Source organism: Hahella ganghwensis DSM 17046, from assembly GCF_000376785.1.
GTDB lineage: Bacteria > Pseudomonadota > Gammaproteobacteria > Pseudomonadales > Oleiphilaceae > Hahella > Hahella ganghwensis.
This window is the reverse complement of the sequence record NZ_AQXX01000133.1, coordinates 35116-58387: the sequence shown is the minus strand read 5'-3', so window position 1 is coordinate 58387 and position 23272 is coordinate 35116. Positions and strand designations below refer to the sequence as shown.

19 protein-coding genes are annotated in these 23272 nt (G+C 51.8%); 1 reads left to right on the top strand and 18 read right to left on the bottom strand.

The window, feature by feature from the left end:
• A complete protein-coding gene (gene secA / locus F566_RS0122640; protein ID WP_020409319.1) occupies nt 1–2754 on the bottom strand; it encodes a preprotein translocase subunit SecA in 2754 nt (917 codons plus the stop codon).
• Nucleotides 2755–3204: 450 nt separating this feature from the next.
• A complete protein-coding gene (locus tag F566_RS0122635; RefSeq protein WP_020409318.1) occupies nt 3205–4146 on the bottom strand; it encodes a M23 family metallopeptidase in 942 nt (313 codons plus the stop codon).
• Between the two features lie 298 nt (nt 4147–4444).
• On the opposite strand from F566_RS0122635, the gene F566_RS33790 reads away from it, so the two are divergent.
• On the top strand, nt 4445–4876 hold the full coding sequence (locus F566_RS33790; protein ID WP_020409317.1) for a DciA family protein: 432 nt from the start codon (nt 4445–4447) through the stop codon (nt 4874–4876).
• A gap of 55 nt (nt 4877–4931) precedes the next feature.
• Here the strand turns inward: F566_RS33790 and lpxC are convergent, their stop codons facing one another.
• The 16 genes from lpxC to mraZ form a co-directional block, all read right to left on the bottom strand.
• Nucleotides 4932–5840 carry a UDP-3-O-acyl-N-acetylglucosamine deacetylase gene (gene lpxC, locus F566_RS0122625; protein WP_020409316.1) on the bottom strand — a complete coding sequence of 303 codons (909 nt, stop codon included), beginning with the start codon at nt 5838–5840 and terminating at the stop codon, nt 4932–4934.
• Between the two features lie 89 nt (nt 5841–5929).
• On the bottom strand, nt 5930–7087 hold the full coding sequence (gene ftsZ / locus F566_RS0122620) for a cell division protein FtsZ (RefSeq protein ID WP_020409315.1): 1158 nt from the start codon (nt 7085–7087) through the stop codon (nt 5930–5932).
• A gap of 170 nt (nt 7088–7257) precedes the next feature.
• Entirely contained in the window at nt 7258–8490 is a 1233-nt protein-coding gene (gene ftsA / locus F566_RS0122615; protein WP_020409314.1) for a cell division protein FtsA, read from the bottom strand.
• Between the two features lie 40 nt (nt 8491–8530).
• A complete protein-coding gene (locus F566_RS0122610; protein WP_020409313.1) occupies nt 8531–9361 on the bottom strand; it encodes a cell division protein FtsQ/DivIB in 831 nt (276 codons plus the stop codon).
• Nucleotides 9362–9367: 6 nt separating this feature from the next.
• Nucleotides 9368–10330 carry a D-alanine--D-alanine ligase gene (locus F566_RS0122605; protein WP_020409312.1) on the bottom strand — a complete coding sequence of 321 codons (963 nt, stop codon included), beginning with the start codon at nt 10328–10330 and terminating at the stop codon, nt 9368–9370.
• A 77-nt stretch (nt 10331–10407) separates the two neighbouring features.
• A complete protein-coding gene (murC, locus tag F566_RS0122600) occupies nt 10408–11814 on the bottom strand; it encodes a UDP-N-acetylmuramate--L-alanine ligase (protein ID WP_051085417.1) in 1407 nt (468 codons plus the stop codon).
• A 65-nt stretch (nt 11815–11879) separates the two neighbouring features.
• Nucleotides 11880–12953, bottom strand: coding sequence for an undecaprenyldiphospho-muramoylpentapeptide beta-N-acetylglucosaminyltransferase (murG, locus tag F566_RS0122595; protein WP_020409310.1), 1074 nt, complete (start codon nt 12951–12953; stop codon nt 11880–11882).
• A complete protein-coding gene (ftsW, locus tag F566_RS0122590) occupies nt 12953–14125 on the bottom strand; it encodes a putative lipid II flippase FtsW (protein ID WP_020409309.1) in 1173 nt (390 codons plus the stop codon). Before ftsW ends, murG begins: the two co-directional genes overlap by 1 nt.
• Complete coding sequence (gene murD / locus F566_RS0122585) at nt 14122–15462, bottom strand: UDP-N-acetylmuramoyl-L-alanine--D-glutamate ligase (RefSeq protein WP_020409308.1); 1341 nt, start codon at nt 15460–15462, stop codon at nt 14122–14124. Before murD ends, ftsW begins: the two co-directional genes overlap by 4 nt.
• A 53-nt stretch (nt 15463–15515) precedes the next feature.
• A complete protein-coding gene (gene mraY / locus F566_RS0122580; protein WP_020409307.1) occupies nt 15516–16598 on the bottom strand; it encodes a phospho-N-acetylmuramoyl-pentapeptide-transferase in 1083 nt (360 codons plus the stop codon).
• A gap of 90 nt (nt 16599–16688) precedes the next feature.
• Complete coding sequence (locus F566_RS0122575; protein ID WP_157497019.1) at nt 16689–18041, bottom strand: UDP-N-acetylmuramoyl-tripeptide--D-alanyl-D-alanine ligase; 1353 nt, start codon at nt 18039–18041, stop codon at nt 16689–16691.
• Complete coding sequence (locus tag F566_RS0122570; RefSeq protein ID WP_157497017.1) at nt 18038–19570, bottom strand: UDP-N-acetylmuramoyl-L-alanyl-D-glutamate--2,6-diaminopimelate ligase; 1533 nt, start codon at nt 19568–19570, stop codon at nt 18038–18040. Before F566_RS0122570 ends, F566_RS0122575 begins: the two co-directional genes overlap by 4 nt.
• Before the next feature lie 2 nt (nt 19571–19572).
• Nucleotides 19573–21348, bottom strand: coding sequence for a peptidoglycan D,D-transpeptidase FtsI family protein (locus F566_RS0122565; protein ID WP_020409304.1), 1776 nt, complete (start codon nt 21346–21348; stop codon nt 19573–19575).
• Nucleotides 21345–21740, bottom strand: coding sequence for a cell division protein FtsL (gene ftsL, locus F566_RS0122560; protein WP_020409303.1), 396 nt, complete (start codon nt 21738–21740; stop codon nt 21345–21347). The genes F566_RS0122565 and ftsL overlap by 4 nt, the downstream gene beginning before the upstream one ends.
• Nucleotides 21737–22675 (bottom strand): 16S rRNA (cytosine(1402)-N(4))-methyltransferase RsmH, encoded by a 939-nt coding sequence (gene rsmH / locus F566_RS0122555; RefSeq protein WP_020409302.1) that lies wholly within the window; start codon nt 22673–22675, stop codon nt 21737–21739. The genes ftsL and rsmH overlap by 4 nt, the downstream gene beginning before the upstream one ends.
• Nucleotides 22675–23226, bottom strand: a complete 552-nt coding sequence (gene mraZ / locus F566_RS0122550) for a division/cell wall cluster transcriptional repressor MraZ (protein ID WP_020409301.1) — start codon at nt 23224–23226, stop codon at nt 22675–22677. Before mraZ ends, rsmH begins: the two co-directional genes overlap by 1 nt.
• Nucleotides 23227–23272: the final 46 nt, after the last annotated feature.

Sequence of the window (23272 nt, the reverse complement as noted above, 5' to 3'; positions counted from 1 at the left end):
CTACTCCACCTTACCGTGACACTGCTTGTACTTTTTACCGGAACCACATGGGCAGGGTTCGTTACGCCCCACTTTCTTGCCTTCTCTGACAAAGGGTGCCGCGTGCTGCTCGCCTTTAGCTCCACCCTCTTCATCATCAGAAGACTCAGACAACTGTTCGCTAACCTGGCTTTCCGGGTGCTGAGCCTCTGCTTTCTGCATTTGCAACGCCAACGCTTCACGGCGACGACGCTCCATTTCTTCCAGCTCTTCCTGAGTCTGCACCCGAACATGGCAAAGAATCCGAATAGCGTCTGTCTTAATGGAATCGAGCATTCCCTGGAACAATTCAAACGCTTCGCGTTTATATTCCTGTTTCGGGTTTTTCTGGGCATATCCGCGCAAATGGATCCCCATTCTCAACAGGTCCATATTCGAGAGATGCTCCTTCCACAAAGTGTCCAGTACCTGCAGGAACACTTGCTTTTCAAACTTACGCATCGTCTCGGCGCCAACCACGGATTCCTTCGCTTCATAGGCGGATACCACCTCTTGAAGAACTTTCTCCCGCAGGGTTTCCTCATGCAGCTTCTTGTCTTCATCCAGCCATTTCTGTATCGGGAGTTGCAGTGCCATCTCCGTTTCCAGGAACTTCTCCAGGCCGGGAATATCCCATTGCTCCTCAAGGCTCTGAGGCGGAATAAACTGGCTCAGGGAACTGTTGACGACATCCTCACGCACTGCCGTAATCATGTCGGAGATGTCATCTCTGGCCATGACCTCATTTCGCTGCTCGTAAACCACTCGACGTTGATCGTTGGCTACGTCGTCATACTCAAGAAGCGATTTCCGAATATCGAAGTTTCGGCCTTCCACCTTACGCTGGGCTTTTTCGATCGCATTGCTCACCATACGGTGTTCAATTGCCTCACCCTTTTGCATGCCCAAAGCCTGCATGATGTTCTTGACGCGGTCAGATGCAAAGATCCGCATCAGGTTGTCTTCCAGAGACAAATAAAAGCGGGTGGACCCTGGATCTCCCTGGCGACCGGAACGGCCACGCAGCTGGTTATCGATACGGCGGGACTCGTGTCGCTCAGAACCGATCACATGCAAACCACCGGAACTGATAACCATCTCATGGCGCTTTTGCCAGTCAGCTTTAATCTTATCAATTTGTTCCTGGGTTGGATTTTCCAGGGAATGGATTTCCTCCTCCCAGTTTCCCCCCAGTACGATATCGGTACCACGACCGGCCATATTGGTAGCAATGGTCACCGCTCCCGGCTGACCGGCCTGAGCGATAACATGAGCTTCACGCTCGTGCTGCTTGGCGTTGAGAACGTTGTGATCAATGTTCTCTTTCTTAAGCATCGCAGAAAGGTATTCAGAAGCTTCAATGGACGCGGTACCCACCAGAACAGGACGATTCTGGGAAACAGTATCTTTGATATCGTCAATAACCGCCTGGAACTTCTCTTCTACTGACAGGTAAACCAGATCGTTATAGTCGATACGTTTGACCTGCTTGTTGGTTGGAATCACGACAACATCCAAGCCGTAAATCTGACGGAACTCAAACGCCTCGGTATCGGCGGTCCCGGTCATACCGGCAAGTTTCTCATAAAGACGGAAGTAATTCTGGAAAGTAGTCGATGCGAGCGTCTGGCTTTCAGCCTGGATATTGACCCCTTCTTTGGCTTCAATTGCCTGATGAAGGCCTTCACCCCAGCGCCGTCCCGGCATGGTTCTACCGGTGTGCTCATCGACGATCACAATCTGCTCATTCTGCACAATGTATTCGACATTACGCTGATAGAGATGGTGAGCCCTCAAGCCGGAGTTAATGTGGTGCAACAGTCCCAGGTTGGAAGGCGCATACAGACTGTCCCCTTCCTCCAACAGATCGTTTTGAACCAGAAGTTCCTCAACATATGCGTGGCCTGATTCAGTCAGTTCCACACCGCGACTTTTTTCGTCAATGGTAAAGTGGCCGTCTACCGCTGGTACACCTTCACTTTCTTCAATTGCTTTTTTGAGAAGCGGAATCAGCTTGTCGATTTTGCGGTACATTTCCGAACTGTCTTCAGCCGGGCCACTGATAATCAGTGGTGTACGTGCCTCATCGATCAGGATCGAGTCAACCTCATCCACGATAGCAAAGTGATGCCCTCGCTGAACTTTGTCTTCGATACTGAACGCCATGTTATCGCGCAGATAATCAAAACCAAATTCGTTATTGGTTCCGTAGGTGATATCACAGGCATAGGCGCTGCGCTTGGCTATTGGATCCTGCCCACTGACAACCACGCCGATGGACAATCCGAGATATTCGTAGAGAGGACGCATCCAGTCAGCATCACGCTGCGCCAGATAGTCGTTGACGGTAACAACGTGAACACCTTTCTCTGTCAGTGCATTGAGGTATACCGCTAGAGTTGCCACCAGGGTTTTACCCTCACCGGTCCGCATCTCCGCAATTTTCCCGTTATGCAGGGTCATACCGCCAACCAACTGCACATCGAAATGTCGCATCCCCAATACTCGTTTACCCGCTTCGCGCACGACAGCAAAGGCTTCTGGCAGTATCTGATCCAGGGATTCCCCTTTGGCCAGGCGTTCCTTGAACTCCTGGGTCTTGGCTTTAAGTGCCGATTCGTCCAGAGCACTGATCGCTTCTTCCTTTTGAGTAATGGAATTAACGACCCTACTTAGACGCTTAACTTCACGGGCGTTTTTGCTGCCGAAAATTTTCTTGGCGATGGATGCAAACATAACTGACCAAAATACCTTTTTATATGTACGCGTTCTTCTTGGGCGGAATTACGACTTGATTGCTCAGTGACAACAGGCACTGTTGGTAAGCCTGTGCAAAAGCCTCATCAAAGCCGCAGCCAACGATGGAAACAGTAAAAAAATAAGGCTTTCGCACAGACTCCCTGTCAGAGCTTCAGGATATGCCGTCGAGAGGGAGCCTAAATCCAAGCTCCGCATTCTAACCCCAACTTGTTACAGCAATAAAGGGATTAGTGCACACTTGTTACGCCAAGTAACAATATAGGCAGAGAATTAAAATTAAAAGTCTCTTTGGAAGGAAATATTGATATTGAAGAGAAAAATTTTGCCTAGTGAGCAATTTTCCCTAAGCTCGTCAGCAAACTGAAAGTAACCAGCCGGCAGAATCCGGCCAGTCACAACATAGAAGTGTGTCGAGACAGATCAATCTCAGCGACTGGCCCGATGAATAAATTTGGCTGGATCCATAGGCTTGCCGTTTTTACGAACCTCAAAGTGAACATGAGGTCCTGTAGACCGCCCGGTACTGCCCATCAACGCAAGTGCCTGCCCTTTCTGAACAACATCCCCCACAGCTACCAAAATTTCCTTGCAGTGAGCATAACGTGTAACCAGGCCTCCGCCATGATTGATCTCGACAAGTTGACCATAGCCATAGCGCTCACTGGCGTGTGTCACCACCCCTCCAGCAACCGCAACGATGTCACTACCTTCTTTACCTGCAAAATCAACACCGGCATGCCAGGCACGCTTGCCTGTGAACGGATCTGAACGGTAACCGTAATAGGAGGACAGCCACCCTTTCAGAATAGGGCGTCCGGCAACAAATTGCTCACGCTGGAATTTCTGATTTACAAACAGTTCATCCATCAAACGCAACTGCTGCTCTCTGGATTCTGCCTGTTGCTCAATCATTTCCAAAGCCGCCGTCAGCTCAGGTACGGCATAAGACTGTTCCACGCCCACTTCCTCAGGACCACCCAGGGCCGGTGTGGACACAAAATCGAATTCACCTTCATCCAAACCAGCCACATCAGTAAGCCGTTGCCCTAGCGCATCCAACCTCAGCAGGCGAGCCTGAAGCTCCCCCATACGCAAGGTCAATGCATCTATATGCTGGGAAGATCTGACTTTGTAGTCGTCAATCTGCCGGGACTGGTCTTCCAACTTCCCTTCCCAATTCTTGATGACATCACTGCTGACGAGATCTGAGGATGACGCTGAGTGCATAGACGTGCCGAAGTGATAACCCAGGTAGGCAACGCCTCCAAAAGCACTCAGGAAGAAACAAAGTATACCGAAAACGACCAGCTTACTCAGCGTGAGGGATCGCGATCGGTCGTGGCGGCGGTTAAGAACAATAATGTCCATAGCAGTTTCGTGGATTCGTAAGTGCCCTATCTGAGGCTGATTGTGAAATATCGTAAAATAACAAACGAGCGAGAGTATCCAATTTCATTATAGAAGTAAATGCGCTAATGCAATGTGGTTTATATTCAGGTTTTTGTTACAGGATGTTCTAATACTCCAGCATTTTGTGCTCAAATCCCGTAAAATCAGCCCTTAACGAGCAGCACAAAAAACAACCAGATGTCAAATATCACAAATTTAGCACCTGATGCTCTAAATGACAGTTTTGTTAACAACAAAATGGCCCAGCCGAAACGCTATGCGCAAACAGATATCTGATATTTTATCCAACTCAAGCTCAGCCCTTGGCCAACTGATTGACCGTGCAAGCTCTCTATATCAGCTTCAAAGGCGATTTTCGGGGGTACTTCCGGAAGATCTAAAGGAAACAGTGCAATTTGCGAGCGTTCAGAATGGCAGGATAACCGTTATCGTACCAAATGCCCTGTCGGCCAATCTGGTACGCATGAGACAGCACGAAATATTGAGGGATCTCCGACAGTTTAAGGAGTTTGAGTTTGTGTACCAGATACTTCCGAAGGTTAAGCCTCAAGTAGAGAAAGCCAAACCTAAAAGGCAGGTGAATCCGGTTTCAAAACAAAATGCCGAACTCCTGATGCAGGAAGCCCGGCATTGTGATGATGAGGAACTACGTAAAGTGTTGGAATCCTTGGCTTCTCATACAAAGTAAAAAGGCAGGACCCGAGACGGATCCTGCCTTTCAATTCCAACAACCGACGCCGAACTTAGGCGAGAATCGGTTTCATAAACGATATTGGAGCATCCTGAGTATCTTCCAGAGTCACAATCTCCCAAGCATCCTTTTGGGTTAACAATTCGCGGAGAAGTTTATTGTTCAGACCGTGACCGGATTTATGCCCTCGGAATTCTCCAACCAGGCTTTTACCTAGTAGGTAAAGATCACCAATTGCATCCAACACCTTATGCTTGACGAACTCATCGTCATAACGCAAGCCGTCTTCGTTCAGTATTTTGAAATCATCTACTACGATGGCATTATCCACACTGCCACCCAGCGCCAGATTCATAGCCCGCAATTTCTCAATATCGCGCATAAACCCGAATGTCCGGGCCCGACTTACTTCCTTAACAAAAGACGTACTGGAGAAGTCCACCGTTGTCTCCTGAGACCGACCTTTGAAAACCGGGTGGTCAAAGTCGATGCTGAAGGTGACTTTAAAGCCGTCAAACGGCAGGAAGGTCGCTTTCTTATCATCTTCTGTGACGGTCACTTCACGCTTGATGCGGATAAACTTCTTGGGCGCCTGCTGCTCTTCGATCCCCGCAGACTGGATCAAAAAGACAAAGGGCCCTGCGCTACCATCCATGATAGGCACTTCCGCAGCACTCAGTTCCACGAAACAGTTGTCGATACCCAGACCTGCTAACGCAGACAGTAAGTGTTCAACTGTGGCGACTTTCACTCCGTTCTTGACCAAAGTCGTCGAAAGCAGGGTTTCCCCAACATTCTCCGCTCGTGCCGGAATTTCCACGACCGGGTCAAGATCCGTTCGACAGAAAACAACACCAGTGTCCACGGGTGCCGGCTTCAAAGTGAGATAGACTTTCTCACCCGAGTGCAGCCCCACCCCCGTCGCACGGATGATGTTTTTTAAAGTGCGCTGTTTAATCATTGCGGCGATTCACCAAAACTGGACGAAATTCGGCCAAATCATACCAGAAAGCCGTTAGGGCCTCCAACCTAAATGACCGAACCGTCAAATTAATCGGCTTGACGACGCAGAAACGCTGGAATATCAAGATATTCAACGCTTTGCTCATCTCCCACTGCGCGGCGATCCACTGCAGCATTACCAACGGTAGAAGTACGCTTCCGCATAACGGTTGGACGCTCCAACTGGTGGTAATCTGTGGTGCCGTTTACCTGGCGCGAATTATCGACCACTTTCGTCGGCTTGTCATGCAAACCGCCCAAACCAGTAGCCACAACTGTGACCCGCAGCTCATCTTTCATTTCTGGATCAATAACAGTACCGACAACGACTGTCGCAGAATCCGAGGCGAACTCTTCAATGGTGTTACCCACTTCAGAGAATTCTCCCAGAGACAGATCGATACCAGCCGTAATATTGACCAGAATACCACGTGCGCCCTGCAGATTGATGTCTTCCAGCAATGGGCTGCGAACTGCACGTTCTGCGGCCTCGCGGGCACGAGTGTCACCGGAGGCAACGCCGGTTCCCATCATGGCCATTCCCATTTCTGACATCACAGTGCGAACGTCTGCAAAGTCGACGTTGATCATACCTGGACGGATGATCAGATCCGCAATCCCCTGAACAGCACCCAGCAATACATCGTTGGCTGCAGCAAAAGCATCCAGAAGGCTGGTGTTTTTGCCCATGACACTCAACAACTTCTCATTGGGAATCGTAATCAGGGAATCAACATGCTGAGACAATTCTTTCAGGCCTGCCTCAGCAATTTTCATCCGCTTTCCACCTTCAAATGGGAATGGACGAGTAACAACTGCCACCGTCAGAATCCCCATTTCACGGGCAATTTCCGCCACAACAGGCGCGCCACCAGTACCGGTTCCGCCACCCATACCAGCCGTAATGAAGACCATATCAGCACCTTTCAGTGTCTCCGCGATACGATCACGATCTTCCATGGCCGCCTGGCGACCAACTTCCGGGTTGGCTCCCGCACCAAGACCTTTAGTGATAGTGCCGCCCAGTTGAATAACATGCTTGGCGTCAACATCACGCAGTGCCTGAGCATCTGTGTTCGCACAGATAAACTCAACACCATCTACAGAACATTCCAACATATGACGAACGGCATTTCCGCCTCCGCCCCCAACTCCTACGACCTTAATGACCGCATTCTGTGGTACGTTATCGACTAGTTCAAACATCCCCTTCTCCTTTCACTCATTTCTTTGTCTGCGTTTATAGTCATACATCTTCCAGACCAGACATTGTCCCTAAAGCCTGTCCGGAGAAGCGCTGATTGACTCAGCGTTATTTGGTGGCACTTCTGATACCACCCCCGAACCTTTCCCTAAGGGATTGGCTCGTTGTTTCCCTAGAAATTCCCCATAAACCAGTTCTTGACTCTTTCGAACATGTTCACGGCTTGCTCAGTTTTGCGTGAAACTCCCAGCCCTAATTCCTGTTGTTTAAAGCCATATAGCAGCAGCCCCACCGCGGTTGAATACATCGGGTTATTCACTACGTCGCTCAGACCGGTCACTGACTGGGGTACAGCAAGGCGCACAGGTGCATGAAATATCTCTTCAGCCAGTTCCACGACCCCCTCCATACTGGAGGTTCCACCTGTCAGCACGATTCCGGCTGCAATCAGGTCTTCATATCCGCTACGCCTCAATTCAGATTGAATCAAGGTGAACAATTCCTCGTAACGAGGCTCCACGACCTCTGCCAGAGCCTGGCGACTCAGATCCCGGGCTGGACGATCACCGACTCCCGGTACCTTGATCGTTTCTTCAGCACCTGCCAGTTGCGTTAACGCACAGGCATATTTGATTTTGATTTCCTCTGCATTCTGCGTCGGAGTGCGTAGCGCCATTGCGATGTCGTTAGTCACCTGATCCCCGGCGATGGGAATCACCGCGGTATGACGAATGGCACCACCGGTAAATATGGCGATATCCGTGGTTCCACCGCCGATATCCACCACACAGACGCCGAGCTCTTTCTCGTCGTCAGTCAGTACCGCATAACTCGACGCCACTTGCTCGAGGATGATTTCATCCACCTCCAGACCACAGCGCTTTACGCACTTCTCAATGTTCTGATAGGCATTCACCGCACAGGTGACCAGATGAACCTTGGCTTCCAGGCGCACCCCGGACATTCCCAACGGCTCCTTGACCCCCTCCTGATTGTCGATCACATACTCCTGCGGAATAACGTGAAGCACTCTCTGGTCCGCAGGTATGGCCACCGCCTGTGCGGCATCCAGGACTCTGTCCAGATCCGCCTGTACCACTTCTCTCTCACGAACAGCCACAATCCCATGTGAGTTCATGCTGCGGATATGACTGCCCGCGATACCTGCATAGACTGAGTGAATCCGGCATCCCGCCATCAGCTCAGCCTCTTCAATAGCTCTCTGGATGGCCTGCACCGTGGTTTCGATATTCACCACCACTCCACGCTTCAAACCACGCGACTGATGGGAACCAATACCGACTATTTCAATATCACCTTCGTCGTTTTTCTGACCGACAATCGCAACCACCTTGGAGGTGCCTATATCCAGTCCTACGATCATATTCCCACTCAAACTCGCCATATTGTCAGACTCTGTGTTTGCTTATGTTCCAATAATTGCATCAGCTTGATTCCGGGGTATCGGTCTCTTTCCATGTCACAGCCACCCCCCTGGTGTAACGGGCGTCTACCGCAGCAATGCGCTCCCGCTCCAGGTGTAACTTCTTTACAAACAAGGTGGTGAAGCGGTTCAAACGATCTTCAACATCCTGCTTGCCCAGATTCAGCTCCCATCCGTCGGAAAATCCGATGCGCCACGCACCCCGGGATTCCATCGAGACTCTGGAGACTTCCAGCCCTATGGCATTCAACTCACTTCGCCACATATTGAACCGGTTAAACACTTCCCCAGCTTTATGCTCAGGACCCGCCAACTGAGGCAAGTCCAACATTTCCTCTTGCTGCTCCGGTCGAAAAACCTGCCCCGAAACATTGATAAATCCATCCTGGTTCCAGCGAGCAACGGCTTCTTCTTCAACCAGTTGCACCCGCAGAGTACTCGGCCACTTACGTGACACAGCTGCCACCCTGGTCCAGGGCGCCTGCTCCAGTTGCTCTCTGATCTGCACCAGATCCACTGTAAAAAAACTTTTTTGCAGATTGGCCGCCAGTACCGCTTCAACATCGGCCTTACGGGTGTGCACCAGGTCACCCGCCACTTCTATCTTTGTTATTGGCTGATCCAACCAGCCAACGCCGTAGGAAAAACCACTCAGAAGCGCCAGCCAGAAAACAAAAATGCCTACGTGTATTCCCATTTTTGCCCATGGCAGTCGGGCCAGCTTTTTCCCAATTCCTGTTCCGCCCACCGAAGGACGTTTGCTCTTTGAAGGAGCGGCACTTGCCCCCCGACGCGGGCTAACCTTGGTGTTTCTGCTCCCCTTCCGCATCATGAGCCACTAACCTCCAGCACGTTTGTCCAGAGTGGTTGACAATATGGCCACCACCATTTCCTGGAAACTGAATCCGGCCTGTCTCGCTGCCATGGGAACCAGACTGTGGTCAGTCATACCCGGTACGGTATTCACTTCCAACAACCAGGGTTTTCCGTCAGCGTCCACCATCAGATCAACGCGTCCCCAACCTTCACAACTCACCGCGCGATAAGCCTCTTCTGAGAGCTTTTTGAATGCCGCTTCAGTCGCCTCAGGCAACCCACAAGGCAGTAGGTAACGGGTGTCATTAGCAATATATTTGGCGTCGTAATCATAGAAATCATGATGTGTTTGCAACCCGATTACAGGTAACGCTGACTGCTCCAGTATGCTGACGGTGTATTCGGCTCCTGTGATCCAGGTTTCAGCAAACACGAGAGAGTCATACTTTGCCGCTTCCTGATAGGCATCTCTTAGTTCCTGTGCCGACGAGACTTTGCGCATTCCGATACTGGAACCTTCATGGGCCGGCTTCACCATGGCGCAACCATTAAGATCCCGGATAGCCGCCTCCCAATCAGTGGACTCTTGCAATACACAGTAAACAGGAGTTGCCAGTCCCATGGATTCCCAGATCTGCTTGGTCCGCAGCTTATCCATTGCCAGAGCAGAGGCCAGCACACCGCTACCGGTATAAGGTTTCCCCATCAACTCCAGAACGCCCTGCATGGTGCCGTCCTCTCCTCCACGGCCGTGCAACACAATAAATGCTCGGTCAAATTCAGCTTCGACCACACTGGAAATACCATTTACAGGATCCAGGGCAAATGCCTGCACACCCGCTGCAAGCAGCCCTTCCAGAACCGCCTTGCCGCTTTTCAGTGAGACTTCCCGTTCCGCAGAAGCTCCGCCAAACAACACGGCAACGCGTCCGAACGCATTCACGTCCAGGGAATCAACACGTTGTTTGAGTTGCTCGATAGTCATTTCCGCTTCGTCTCTTCAATTAAATTGCTCATCATCACAGCACGACCACTTCATTTACTCTGACACCTTGTTTCGGGTCAGTCGTCTTCTTCCGGAATCAACCCGGTTTCTGCGAGCTTTCCGGCGATTGCCCCAATATCCCCAGCACCCTGGGTCACCAGAAGATCTCCATCCTGCAACACTCGACTGAGCACCACACGAACGTCTTCACCCCGTTCGACAAAAATGGGATCTATACTTCCTCTCTGGCGAATTGAACGGCACAGGCTGCGCCCGTCTGCCCCCGGAATTTCCTTTTCACCGGCCGGATAGACATCCAACAACACCAGGACATCCACTTTCGACAACACCTGCACAAAATCTTCGTAGAGATCTCGCGTCCGGGTATACCGATGGGGCTGAAAGACAACGACCAGACGTTTGTCTTTCCAGCCATCGCGAATAGCGCTTATCGTTGCACCAACTTCTCGGGGGTGATGTCCATAGTCATCAACCAGCATGACCTGACCACCACTGACAATCCGGTAATCACCATAAACCTGAAACCGACGCCCAACGCCTTCGAAACGGGCCAGACCTTCAACAATCGCCTGATCTGCGATGCCTTCATCAGAGGCAACAGCAATGGTAGCCAGAGCATTCAGTACGTTATGGCGCCCCGGCATGTTCAGCCTGATATTCAGATCCGCATAACCCGCAGGGCGTTTTGCGACAAAGCGAGTTTCCTGCTCATGCTGAGTCAAATCTTCGGCACGTATATCCGCGTCTTCAGAAAAGCCATAAGTGATCACAGCCCTGCCTACACGGGGTATCACTTCTCTAACCACCGGATCGTCCACACACATGACCGCTGTCCCGTAAAAAGGCAGGTTGTGCAGAAAATCAATGAATGTCTGTTTCAGCTTTTCAAAATCACCGCCATAGGTATGCATATGATCCGCATCGATATTGGTGACAATGGATACCATAGGTGTCAGGTGCAAAAAGGAAGCGTCACTTTCGTCCGCCTCTGCCACCAGAAACCGGGAAGCTCCCATCTTGGCATTGGTTCCGGCACTGTTAAGCCGGCCACCGATCACAAATGTTGGATCCAGGCCTGCCTCAGCAAATACTGAAGCGACCAGACTGGTCGTGGTCGTCTTACCATGGGTTCCAGCAACTGCAATACCGTGCCGGTAACGCATGATTTCAGCCAGCATTTCCGCCCTGGCAATCACCGGTATCCGTTGTGCCTTGGCAGCCACCACCTCCGGATTGTCCTGCGCTACAGCGCTGGAAATCACCACGACATTGGCATTGCCGATATTCTCAGCTTTATGACCGAGCATGACATTCGCCCCCAGGCGACGCATATGCTCCGTTACCGTCGATTCCTTAATATCGGAACCACTGATGTCATACCCCTGGTTCAATAACACTTCAGCAATACCACACATCCCGGAACCGCCGATTCCGACAAAGTGAATTTGCCGGACGCGGCGCATCTCAGGCGGCTCCCATAGAACCTTGGTGGCTTCTTCTGCTGATACTGTTGTCACTTTTTCTTTACTCACGCACAAGCCTCCAGGCAATAACGTACGACATCCTGAGTTGCCTCTGGCTGTGCCAGTTCTCTGGCCTTATCGGCCATTTCCTGCAGCTTTTCGGGCTGCGCCAATAATTGGCTGATACTGTCTGCCAATTTATCCACCGTTAATTCTGCTTGTTGAAAAATGATCGCCGCGCCTGCTTGCTCCAGGTACCGGGCATTTGCGGTTTGATGATCATCTACCGCATAGGGATATGGCACCAATATGGCTCCCACTCCCACAGCGGTCAGTTCTGTCAGAGTCAAGGCTCCTGCCCGGCAAATCACCAGATCGGCCCGAGCATAGATATCCTGCATGTCAAGCAGGAAGTCGAACACCTGCGCTTCAACTTTTAACTCTCTATATAAAGCCTGACAGGCTTCCTCTTTACCGGCGCCGGCTTGATGAATGATCGCCGGACGCTGCTCTTCACCTATTTTTGCCAGTGCCGCGGGTACCATTTCGTTTAATGCCAGAGCGCCGCGACTGCCTCCCAATATCACCACCGTTGGCTCACGCTTGCCCACGCCACGCTCGACAGGTGCAGGCAGGCTTGCCAGCTCAGCTCTCACCGGATTACCCACAGTGTGCACATTTCCCTTTCCTATGAAGGCTCCCGGAAATGCCTGCAATACGGTTCTGGCCCATTTCGCCAGCCAACGGTTCGTCATCCCCGCGATCGCATTCTGCTCATGAATCACCAGGGGTGTTCTGGTCAGCATGGCCACAATTCCACCGGGACCAGCGGCAAAGCCGCCCATTCCCAGCACACAGTCCGGAAGCTCACGACGATAAACCTTGTAGGCCTGCCACAAAGCTCGTAACAGGTTCAGTGGGGCTTTCACCAGGATCAGCAAACCTTTCCCTCTGAGCCCACCGATGCTCAGTAACTGCATCGGAATATCTGTATTGCCGATAATGCGTTCTTCCATACCACCGGCTGAACCGAGCCACACCACCCTGGCACCGCGTTGCTGCAGTGCCTGAGCTGCCGCTAATGCCGGGTAAACATGTCCGCCCGTACCACCAGCCATTACCAGGAAGGTCTTTTGCATTACGCTCCCTCCTGTGACTTATTCTTTGACTTCTCTTCTGCGCCCAGTTCTGCACGGATTCGCAATAAAATCCCTACACACAGACAACTAATGATCAAGCTGCTGCCACCATAACTGATCAGCGGAAGTGTCAGCCCTTTCGTGGGAAGAAGACCTGTATTCACGCCAAGGTTAATCAACGCCTGAACACCTAAGAGCAAAGTGATGCCATAGCCCACGTATGCATTGAATAATTGTCCTGACCGTTCTGCGGATTTGGCGATTGACATGCCACGCCACAACAGCAGACCGTATAATCCCAAAGTCACCAAAACGCCAATCAGGCCCAGCTCTTCGCCGATAATGGCAAACACAAAATCCGTATGTGCCTCTGGCAAATAGAACAATTTCTGGACACTATTCCCCAATCCTACGCCGGTCAGCTCTCCGCGCCCGAAGGCAATCAGGGACTGAGTCAACTGATACCCGGAATTAAACTGATCAGCCCAAGGATCGGTATATGCCGTCAATCGTTTCAATCGATATGGCTGTGAAACCGCCAGTAAAGCCACACTGGAAACACACATAATCAGCAGAGCACCGAAGTGCTTCAGGGCTACACCACTCAGAAAGATCATGCCGACAACCGCCGCCATGATGACCACCAGAGCACCAAAGTCTGGCTCCATCAGCAGCAGAAGGGCCACGATCATCAATACCAGCAGTGGTTTGATAAACCCCCACCAGCTTCCCCTGACCTCATCCATTCTCCTTACCAGATAACTGGCCGTGTAGATCACCATACATACCTTGGCGATTTCAGAGGGTTGCACATTGATAATACCCAGACTGATCCAGCGGGTACTCCCGTTAACCGTTTTGCCAATACCGGGAATCAGTACCGCAAGAAGGACTGTCATTGCGATCGCCAGCAACACCCAGCTCTGTTCATGCCACCACCTCAGGGGTACTCGCAACATCACGAAACCGCAGAACAGCCCGATAAGAATGTAAGCGCTGTGACGCCAGAAATAGAAGAGTGCTTGTTGGTTTCGAACTTCTGCCACATCAATAGATGCGGAAGTAACCATCACCAGCCCAAAGCAAAGAAGCGCAAAAGCAGCACCAAGCAGTGGAAGGTCCACTTCCACCGCATGCTGTATCCGATGATGACTAAGCGTCATTGTTGTCATAACGCCTTCACCCATCGCTTGAATTCCTCACCCCGTTCCATGTAATTACGAAACATGTCCAGACTGGCACACGCCGGTGACAGCAGTACCAGATCCCCTTCCTGACTAATCGCTGCGGCAGCTGCAACCGCTTCTTCCAATGTGTTGACTTCATGTACGGGCATTCTGGCGGCCAAACCATCACGCAGTAACTGACGATCCTGTCCCAATACCACCGCCGCTCCCACGTGACGCTCCACACACTTAAACAGAGCATCAAAATCCTGTCCTTTGCCCTGACCGCCACAAATCAATACAAGCTGACCGCTGATTACCGGACCAAGACCTTCTAGTGCGGCAATTGTGGCTCCGACATTCGTTGCCTTGGAATCATTAATAAACTCGATGCCGTTATATTTACCGACCCACTCGCAGCGATGCTCCAGTCCGGTAAACTCCTTTAGAGTCTCCAGGCAAATCGGCAACGACAATCCTGCCGCCTGGGCCAGGGCCAGTGCAGCAAGTGCATTACTCCAGTTGTGACGCCCTTTGACTTTGAGATCATCAGCATCCAGCAACACTTCACTGCCTCTGGCCAGAAAATGCCGGTCCCCTGAACTGATCACGCCAAACTGTTTCGGCTCGGGGGGCGTCAGACTAAACCAAGTCACCTCTGCCCCTTCCATCATCGGAGGTTGGGCCAGGGTATCCTGCTTGTTCAGCACCATGTGCCGACACCCAAAGAAAACTCTCATTTTCGCCAGATGATAGGCCATCATGTCCGGATAACGGTCCATATGGTCCTGCGACAGGTTCAATACTGTCGCCGCCTTTGCACCGAGCTTTTCGGTGGTCTCCAACTGAAAGCTGGAAAGTTCTACCACATAGAGCTCAACCTCAGGCGCCAGCAGATCCAACACAGGAGTCCCAAGATTTCCGCCGATAGCAACATGAACGCCACAGGCCTTCGCCATTTCCCCAACCATAGAGGTCACGGTGCTTTTCCCGTTACTACCGGAAATGGCAATAATTGGAGCCTTGGCTTCCTGACTGAACACATCAACATCCCCACGAACGATCACCTGATCTTTCACAGCAGCGATATCCGGATGTGCCAGTGGAACACCTGGGCTTAACCAGACTTCAGATGCTTCGCCAAGCCTGTTCCGGTCCAATTTACCAGTGATCACTTCGATACCCGGCGCCAGTTGATTCAGCTCATCCAATCCTGGTGGATCATAGCGGGTATCCATTACCGAGAAAGACATTCCGCGCTCGTGCAGATAGCGGGCACAGGAAAGCCCGGTCACTCCCAAACCGACAATCACAATGTGTCGATCACGCGCAAGAATGGTCATTCAGTCTCGTCACTCTCTCAATAAATCAATGTCCACCGAATCAAATCACTGATTCAGCGAATTTTCAGTGTGGCCAGACCTATCAGGACCAGTACCACAGTGATGACCCAAAACCGGACGATTACCCGGGGTTCAGGCCAGCCTTTCAATTCAAAGTGATGATGCAAAGGCGCCATCCGAAAAATTCTTCGGCCGGTCAACTTGAACGAAGCCACCTGCAAAATCACTGAGACGGTTTCCATCACGAACACGCCGCCCATGACAAACAAAACAATTTCCTGACGCACGATAACGGCCACAACACCCAAGGCAGCTCCCAGCGCCAATGCACCAACATCCCCCATAAACACCTGCGCCGGGTAGGTATTGAACCAGAGGAAACCAAGTCCGGCACCGACCAGTGCCCCCAGGAATATAATCAGTTCCCCTGTCCCCGGCAGATAGGGAATGTGCAGGTATTCTGCAAACTTCACATGTCCACTCAGGTAAGCAAATATTGCCAATGCGCCACCAACCATCACGGTCGGCATAATGGCCAGACCATCCAAACCGTCAGTCAGGTTTACCGCATTACTGCTGCCAACAATGACGAGGTAGGTCAGTACAATAAACCCAGCGCCCAACGGTATGGCGACCTCTTTAAACAACGGCACGATCAGTGCTGTTTCGTCTACCGATTGAGCGGTCTCATAGAGCAACCAGGCGGCGGCCAGTCCAAACACGGACTGCCACAGGTATTTCCAGCGGGCAGGCAAACCTTTTGGGTTCCGCTCAACTACTTTACGCCAGTCATCCACCCACCCGATGGCGCCAAATAAAAGCGTTGTTGCCAGAGTGATCAGCACGTACCGGTTACTCAAGTCAGACCAGAGCAATGTGCTGACAGCAATAGCAACGAGAATCAGCGCCCCACCCATGGTCGGTGTTCCGGCTTTGCTGAAATGACTCTCCGGACCATCGTCACGAACTGCCTGGCCTATCTGGTAATAACTCAACTTCCTGATCATTACCGGGCCGACAACCAACGATATAACCAAGGCCGTCAACACGCCGAAAATGGCACGTAGCGTCAAATACTGGAAGACGCTGAAAATGCTGAAATACTGCGCCAGGAAATCAGCTACCCAAACTAACATCGATGGTATTTCCTATTTGTTTTGTAAAGTTCATGGCCAAAATCATTCAAGTGCCTCATCTCACCTGCGGTCATATTGGCCTCGCGGTGATTAACTTTGCCCACTCATCAGGGCCTCTACCACTTCTTCCATCCTGGCGCTGCGGGATCCTTTCAATAGCACGACATCTCCCGCACGAATGTTTCGCTTCAACTCAGCAATCACTTCCGAATTTCCGCGGCCGACAAATGTATGGTCTCCAAACCCCTGCCGATAACTTTCGGCTGAAGTACCAGTGACATAGCATTGCTCGACACCGATAGATCTGGCGTACTCTCCAACCTTCCGGTGCGCTTCATCCACTTCTTCCCCGAGCTCGCCCATATAGCCCAACACTGCAATATGGCGGCCCGGGTAGCGAACCAAGACATCCAGCGCCGCCATCATAGAAGTTGGGTTGGCGTTATAAGTGTCGTCCAATACAGTCACACCATTGGGTGCCACCTTGCGATTCATGCGTCCCTTTACTGCAGGAGCATTTTCGAGCCCCGCCACAATCTGGGATACAGAGACGCCTGCCCCCAGTGCCGCTGCTGCCGCTGCCAGCGCATTCTTGACACTGTGCTCACCAGAAAACGGCAATCGAACCTTCATCGTTCCGGATGGCGTCACCAGTTCAAATACAGAAAACTCCGCTTCCAGCTTCAACTGTCGCGCATACACATTGGCTGTTTCACACAGCCCGAAACTAATCACACGACGTTTGCCCGCCATTGCCAGCCAACATTCAAAGTTCGGGTCATCCGCATTCAGCACAGCAATACCGTCCTCCGGAAGTCCCTCAATAATTTCGCCTTTTGCCCGAACAATGTTCTCCAGGCTACCAAAGCCTTCCAAATGAGACGCCACGGCATTATTCAGGATGGCTACCTGGGGTTTCACCAAACTAACGGTATAGGCGATCTCGCCCACACCACTTGCCCCCAGCTCAAATACCGCGGCCTGATGTTCATCCGATAACCGCATCAGACTGATGGGCACACCAAAGTGATTATTCAGGTTGCCCTCTGTCTTGCAGACGGTCGCCGCCTGACCAAAAATACTGGCCAGCATTTCCTTCACGGTGGTCTTGCCAACGCTTCCGGTAATAGCCACAACAGGCCCATTAAACCGAGCCCTGTTAGCGGCCCCGACATGTCCAAGCCCTTTTGTCGTATCTGGAACGATCACCTGTGTAGTGCTCAGCGCCAGCGGACGCTCCACCATCAGTGCTTGAGCCCCCTTGGCAACGACATCTTCGACGAAATCATGGGCATCAAAACGCTCTCCGCTTAGCGCCACAAATAAGGCCCCAGCACAATCTTTTCTGGAATCTGTGACGACATCAGCAATGTCCACAACAGGCCCCTTATGCTCGCCCTGGCAGCACACTGCAATATCCTGGCTGGTCCAGGTTCCAATCACACCCAACCTCCCGCCTGACGCGGTTCATTGCCCTTACTAATGACAAGATGCTCCAGCGTCGCCTTGGCCACCTTGCTATCTGAAAATGCCTGACGCACTCCGTTCACTTCCTGATAGTCTTCATGACCTTTTCCAGCCAAAAGCACCATATCACCGGGACGAGCGTGGCGAATGGCAAATTCTATGGCCTTATCGCGAGGCTGAATGACGGCTGCGCTTTCAGGTTGCTCCAGACCTTTCAGAATATCCGCAATAATCAACTGCGGATCTTCGGTGCGGGGATTGTCATCTGTAATAACCACCCTGTCCGCCAGCGATTCGGCAATCTCCCCCATTAGTGGACGCTTACCGGGATCTCGGTCGCCTCCACACCCGAAAACACACCAGAGAGTTCCACTACAGTGTGCTCTCAATGCCTGCAGAACAACGCTCAGAGCATCCGGTGTATGCGCATAGTCAACTATCACTGAAGGGTTATCCTGAGCATCATCTGCAGGCTGTAGCCGTTCCACTCTTCCAGGTACTGCTGTGAGCTGAGCCAGCGCCTTGGCAACAGCAGACAACGGCCGTCCCAAGATCAACAGGCAGGATGCTGCCGCCAGAGCATTAGATAAATTAAAGTCACCGACCAACGGCACCTCGACTTGCACCGAGTCGCCGCCATAAGCCAGATCAAATTTTATTCCCTCGTCCTGGAAGCTGGGATTGTGCCCTTGTACTCGGGCAACTCTCTCTTTACTGGACGAATAAGTCACTGTGTTCTCTCCGACCATTTCCACAGCCCAGCGACGTCCTGTTGCATCATCAAGGTTGATAATCCTGGAAATTCCGGGCTGCATCAGCAGTCGTTTTTTCGCCTCTTCATAAGCTTCCATGGTCCCGTGATAATCCAGATGATCACGGGAAAGATTGGTAAAAACTCCAGCTTTAAACTTCACACCGGCAACACGGTACTGATCCATGGCGTGAGACGACACCTCCATCGCGACCAGCTCAATCCCCTGTTCATAGAGGCTTGCCAGGTGACGATGGACCGTCACCGCATCAGGTGTGGTATGACTGGAAGCCTGTAAAGCACCGGGTTTCCCCACACCTAAAGTGCCAATGACGGCTGCGGAAATTCCCAACGATTCAGCCATTTCCGCAATATAGTGGGTAAGAGACGATTTCCCATTGGTGCCCGTCACTCCCACAACCGTCATGCCCGCGGTTACCTGGCCGAAGAATCGATGAGCAATATGGCCGACACATGGTCGAACCTCTTCAAGCTCAATAAATATCACATTGCTTCTTTCATAGACCTGTACTTGATCGCCAGGCAAAACAATCGCACTGGCGCCACGGTCAATGGCGTCATCTATATAGTCCCGCCCCTGAGAGCTCACTCCTTCTGAAGCGACAAACAGTGCTCCTCGGGTGATTTTCCGGCTGTCCAATTGGATATCAGCTACCCAGCAGTCCAAACCCGCCGGAACACTGACCCAGCCAGTCAACAAAGCGCTAAGCTTTTTCTGTGCAGTTCCTGCCATTTTCATCCTCCCCGCTCCGCTTTCTTGGAAGCTGAAGCCATAAGCCCCGGATGAATATCCGGTGCAACATTGAGAAGACGCAGAGAATTGGCCATTACCCGTGAAAATACCGGTGCAGACACCTCACCACCGTAGTATTCACCACTTTGCGGCCCGTTCACTGCCACTACCATTGCCAAACGAGAGTTTTCCACCGGTGCGAGCCCGGCAAAGACAGAAGTGTAATCATCTTCAGCGTAACCGCCGCCCGCACTGATGTTATGAACTGTTCCAGTCTTGCCGGCGACCCGATATTCAGATACATGAGCCCTGGTTCCTGTCCCACCCTGTAGAACCACCTGCTCGAGAATATTTTTCAAAGAGGTGGCCACCTCTTCGCTCATTACTCGCTGGGACGACAGACCCTTTTGCCCGCCTTTGATCAGGCTTACCGGATGCCTTATTCCCCCGGAGGCGATTGCCATATATGCCTGCGCCAACTGCAGAGTGGTCGTCGACAATCCGTAGCCGTAGGAAAGCGTTGCCAACCTTACAGGCTTCCAATTACTGTAATTGGGAAGACTTCCCACGGCCTCACCCGGATACTCAATTCCAGTCGCCTGACCAAATCCCGCATTGAAAAATGTTTCCCAGATCGACTCCCCTCCCACTTTGAAGGCAATACGACTGGTTCCGACGTTACTACTCTTCACTACCACCTTGGTCAGAGAGAGCTTGCCGTAATTGCGATGATCCCTGATGGTGCGCCCATTCAGACGCAGATATCCGGGACTGGTGTCGACCACACTGTTTACAGAGAACTTACCGGACCCTAACGCCGCTGCAATCGAGAACGGCTTCATGGTCGAGCCCGGCTCAAACAAATCTGTTATCGCTCTGTTGCGCAATGCCGCAGCCTGAATACTGCCCCGATTATTGGGGTTGTAGGAGGGTTGATTGACCATTGCCAACACCTCTCCGGTTTTAACATCCAGTAATACCAGTGATGCCGAGTGAGCCTGATGAGCCTCTACAACAGCTTTCAATTCCCGGTATGCGAGATACTGCAATCTCAAATCGATACTCAACTGAAGGTCTTCGCCAGGGATCGCATCGCTGATAAGACTCAGATCCTGAACGACAAAACCACGACGGTCCTTCAGCACTTTTTTCTTCCCGGGGGTATCCTGTAGGTATTGGTCAAACACCAGCTCGACCCCTTCCTGCCCCTTTTCATCAATATCTGTCATGCCGACCACATGAGCCGCAACTTCACCGGCCGGGTAATAGCGTTTGAAGTCACGTTGACTGTACAGGCCCTCTAGACTGAGCTGCATCGCCGCATCCGCCAGCTCAGGAGCCATCTGACGCTGAATGTAGATAAACTCACGTTCGAAATTCTGCCCCAGGCGTTCCTTCAATTCTCCAACGTCATCACCAAGAAGTTCAGCCAAAGCACTCCAACCGGGATTGGTCAAATCCACTTGCTGAGGATTCGCCCACAACGTCACAACCGGCGCACTGACCGCCAGAGGTTCACCATGACGATCCAGAATTTTTCCGCGAGTAGCCGGAATGTCCTCAAATCTGATGGTCCGAAGGTCCCCCTGCCCACTGAGAAACTCCTGGTCAATCACCTGCAAATCCACTGCCCGCCAGGCCAACGCCGCAAAGCATCCTGCCAGTACCAAAAGCACCAGCAGAAAACGCCAATCGCCCGCGGCAGCAATTTGCTGATCCGCAGGCGATCTGCTTGAAGCTCCAGACGTGTGGAGTTTGGCGTTGGGTTGACGTTTCATCTCACGATTTCGACCTGACCTGTTCGCGGCACAGACATTCCAAACTGTTTACTGGCAATCTGTTCCACTCGGCTATGCGCACTCCAGGCGCTCTCTTCTAACAATAATTGCGTCCACTCCCGCTCATAGCGGTCCTTCTGCTGCTGCAGCCCCTGCAATTCGATAAACAACTGACGGTTAAGATGAACCGCATAAGCTGCGGCAATCCCTGAAACCACAAGGGCTAACATTAAACCCACTGTCACAATGGTTCTCCCCTTGATAAATCCAGCCATCAGGTAGCAGGTTTCCTTCCACCACTCCATCAACGACGGCCAGACAGATACTGTTTTTGCGGACGAGCTACGGCGAACCATCGGAGTTGCCTGCCCAGCATTTCTAATCAAAATCATGCGCATTTCTCCATTACCCGCATTACCGCGCTTCTGGACCTGACATTGACAGCCAATTCATCCTTGCCAGCCCGCACCTTCTTTCCTATCAACTTTGCTTTTGGGACACCGTCATCGGTTACAGGCACCCACTTGGGGAGCTGCGGCCCTCTGACTTTATCCCGCATAAACTGCTTGACCTTGCGGTCTTCCAGCGAATGAAAGCTGATGACAGCCAAGCGGCCTCCTGGCGCCAGACTGTCATAGGCATCCTCCAACCCTTTTTCCAGGTCAGCCAGTTCACTATTGATGTGAATCCGGATACCTTGAAATGCGCGCGTAGCAGGGTGCTTCCCCTTTTCCCAGCGGGGATGCGCTGCTGCCACAATTTCAGAAAGCTGCTGGGTCGTCACAATCGCCTGCTTCTCTCGTTCACGTACAATCGCTTTTGCCATGCGCCGGGAGTATCGTTCTTCACCGTACTCCCAGATCACTCTTGCAATCTCTTCTTCGGGGGCCCGGTTTACCCAATCTGCCGCCGACTCACCGCTCTCCGGATCCATCCGCATGTCCAGAGGTCCTTCCTTGTTGAAACTGAACCCTCTGCTCGCATCATCCAGTTGCGGCGATGAAACCCCCAGGTCCAACAGCACACCGTCAACGCTTTCCCATCCCTGCGCTTCGATAGCCTGTCGGATCTCCGCAAAACTGCCGCGGTAAAATAACAATCGACTATCCCTTGATTTCAGATCTTCAGCACTCTGCTGAGCCCGGGGATCCTTATCGATTCCCAACAACTTCCCATCTGTACCAAGGTGCTCCAATATCAGTCGGCTGTGTCCACCCCGGCCGAAAGTACCATCGACATACTTTCCACCTTCCTTGATGGCCAGAGCTTCGACGGCTTCCTTCAGTAGTACCGTCACATGTGCAAAATTTTCTGACGTATCTGTCATCACAATGCCAACTGCTGCATTTCGACCGGCATGTCGCCATCATCTTCAGACTCTTCCAGCCAGGCATTCCAGAGCTCTTCACTCCACAGCTCCAGCTTTTTGCCCTGCCCGATCAACCTGAGTTTTTTCTCGAGCTTGGCATGATCCCTCAGGGTAGGAGGCAGCAATACTCTTCCTGCGGAATCCAATTCAAAAGGTGTCGCATGTCCAAGCAGCAGCCTTTGCAGTCTGCGCACGGCCTTATTCATGTTAGGGAGCGCTTCGATTTGCGGACGAATTTCTTCCCAGGCAGGTTCCGGATATATCAACAGGCAAGGTTCTTCATTGTGGGCAGTCACAACGATATTCCCCTGGCATAGCGCCAGGAGATCCTCACGAACTTTCGTGGGGATCGCTATGCGACCTTTCGCATCCATATTGATGGAATGACTACCCTGAAAATAACTCATGTGTGCCGGCCGGGCTCCCAATGAAGTATCTGCCTGGGAATCTGAGGGGGAGCAAAAGACACCTTTTGCCACTTTGCGCCTTTGTTTTCCACTTTCTGGCACTAATATCCACAAATTCCCACTTCTGCACACTATAGAAAGCTAATTG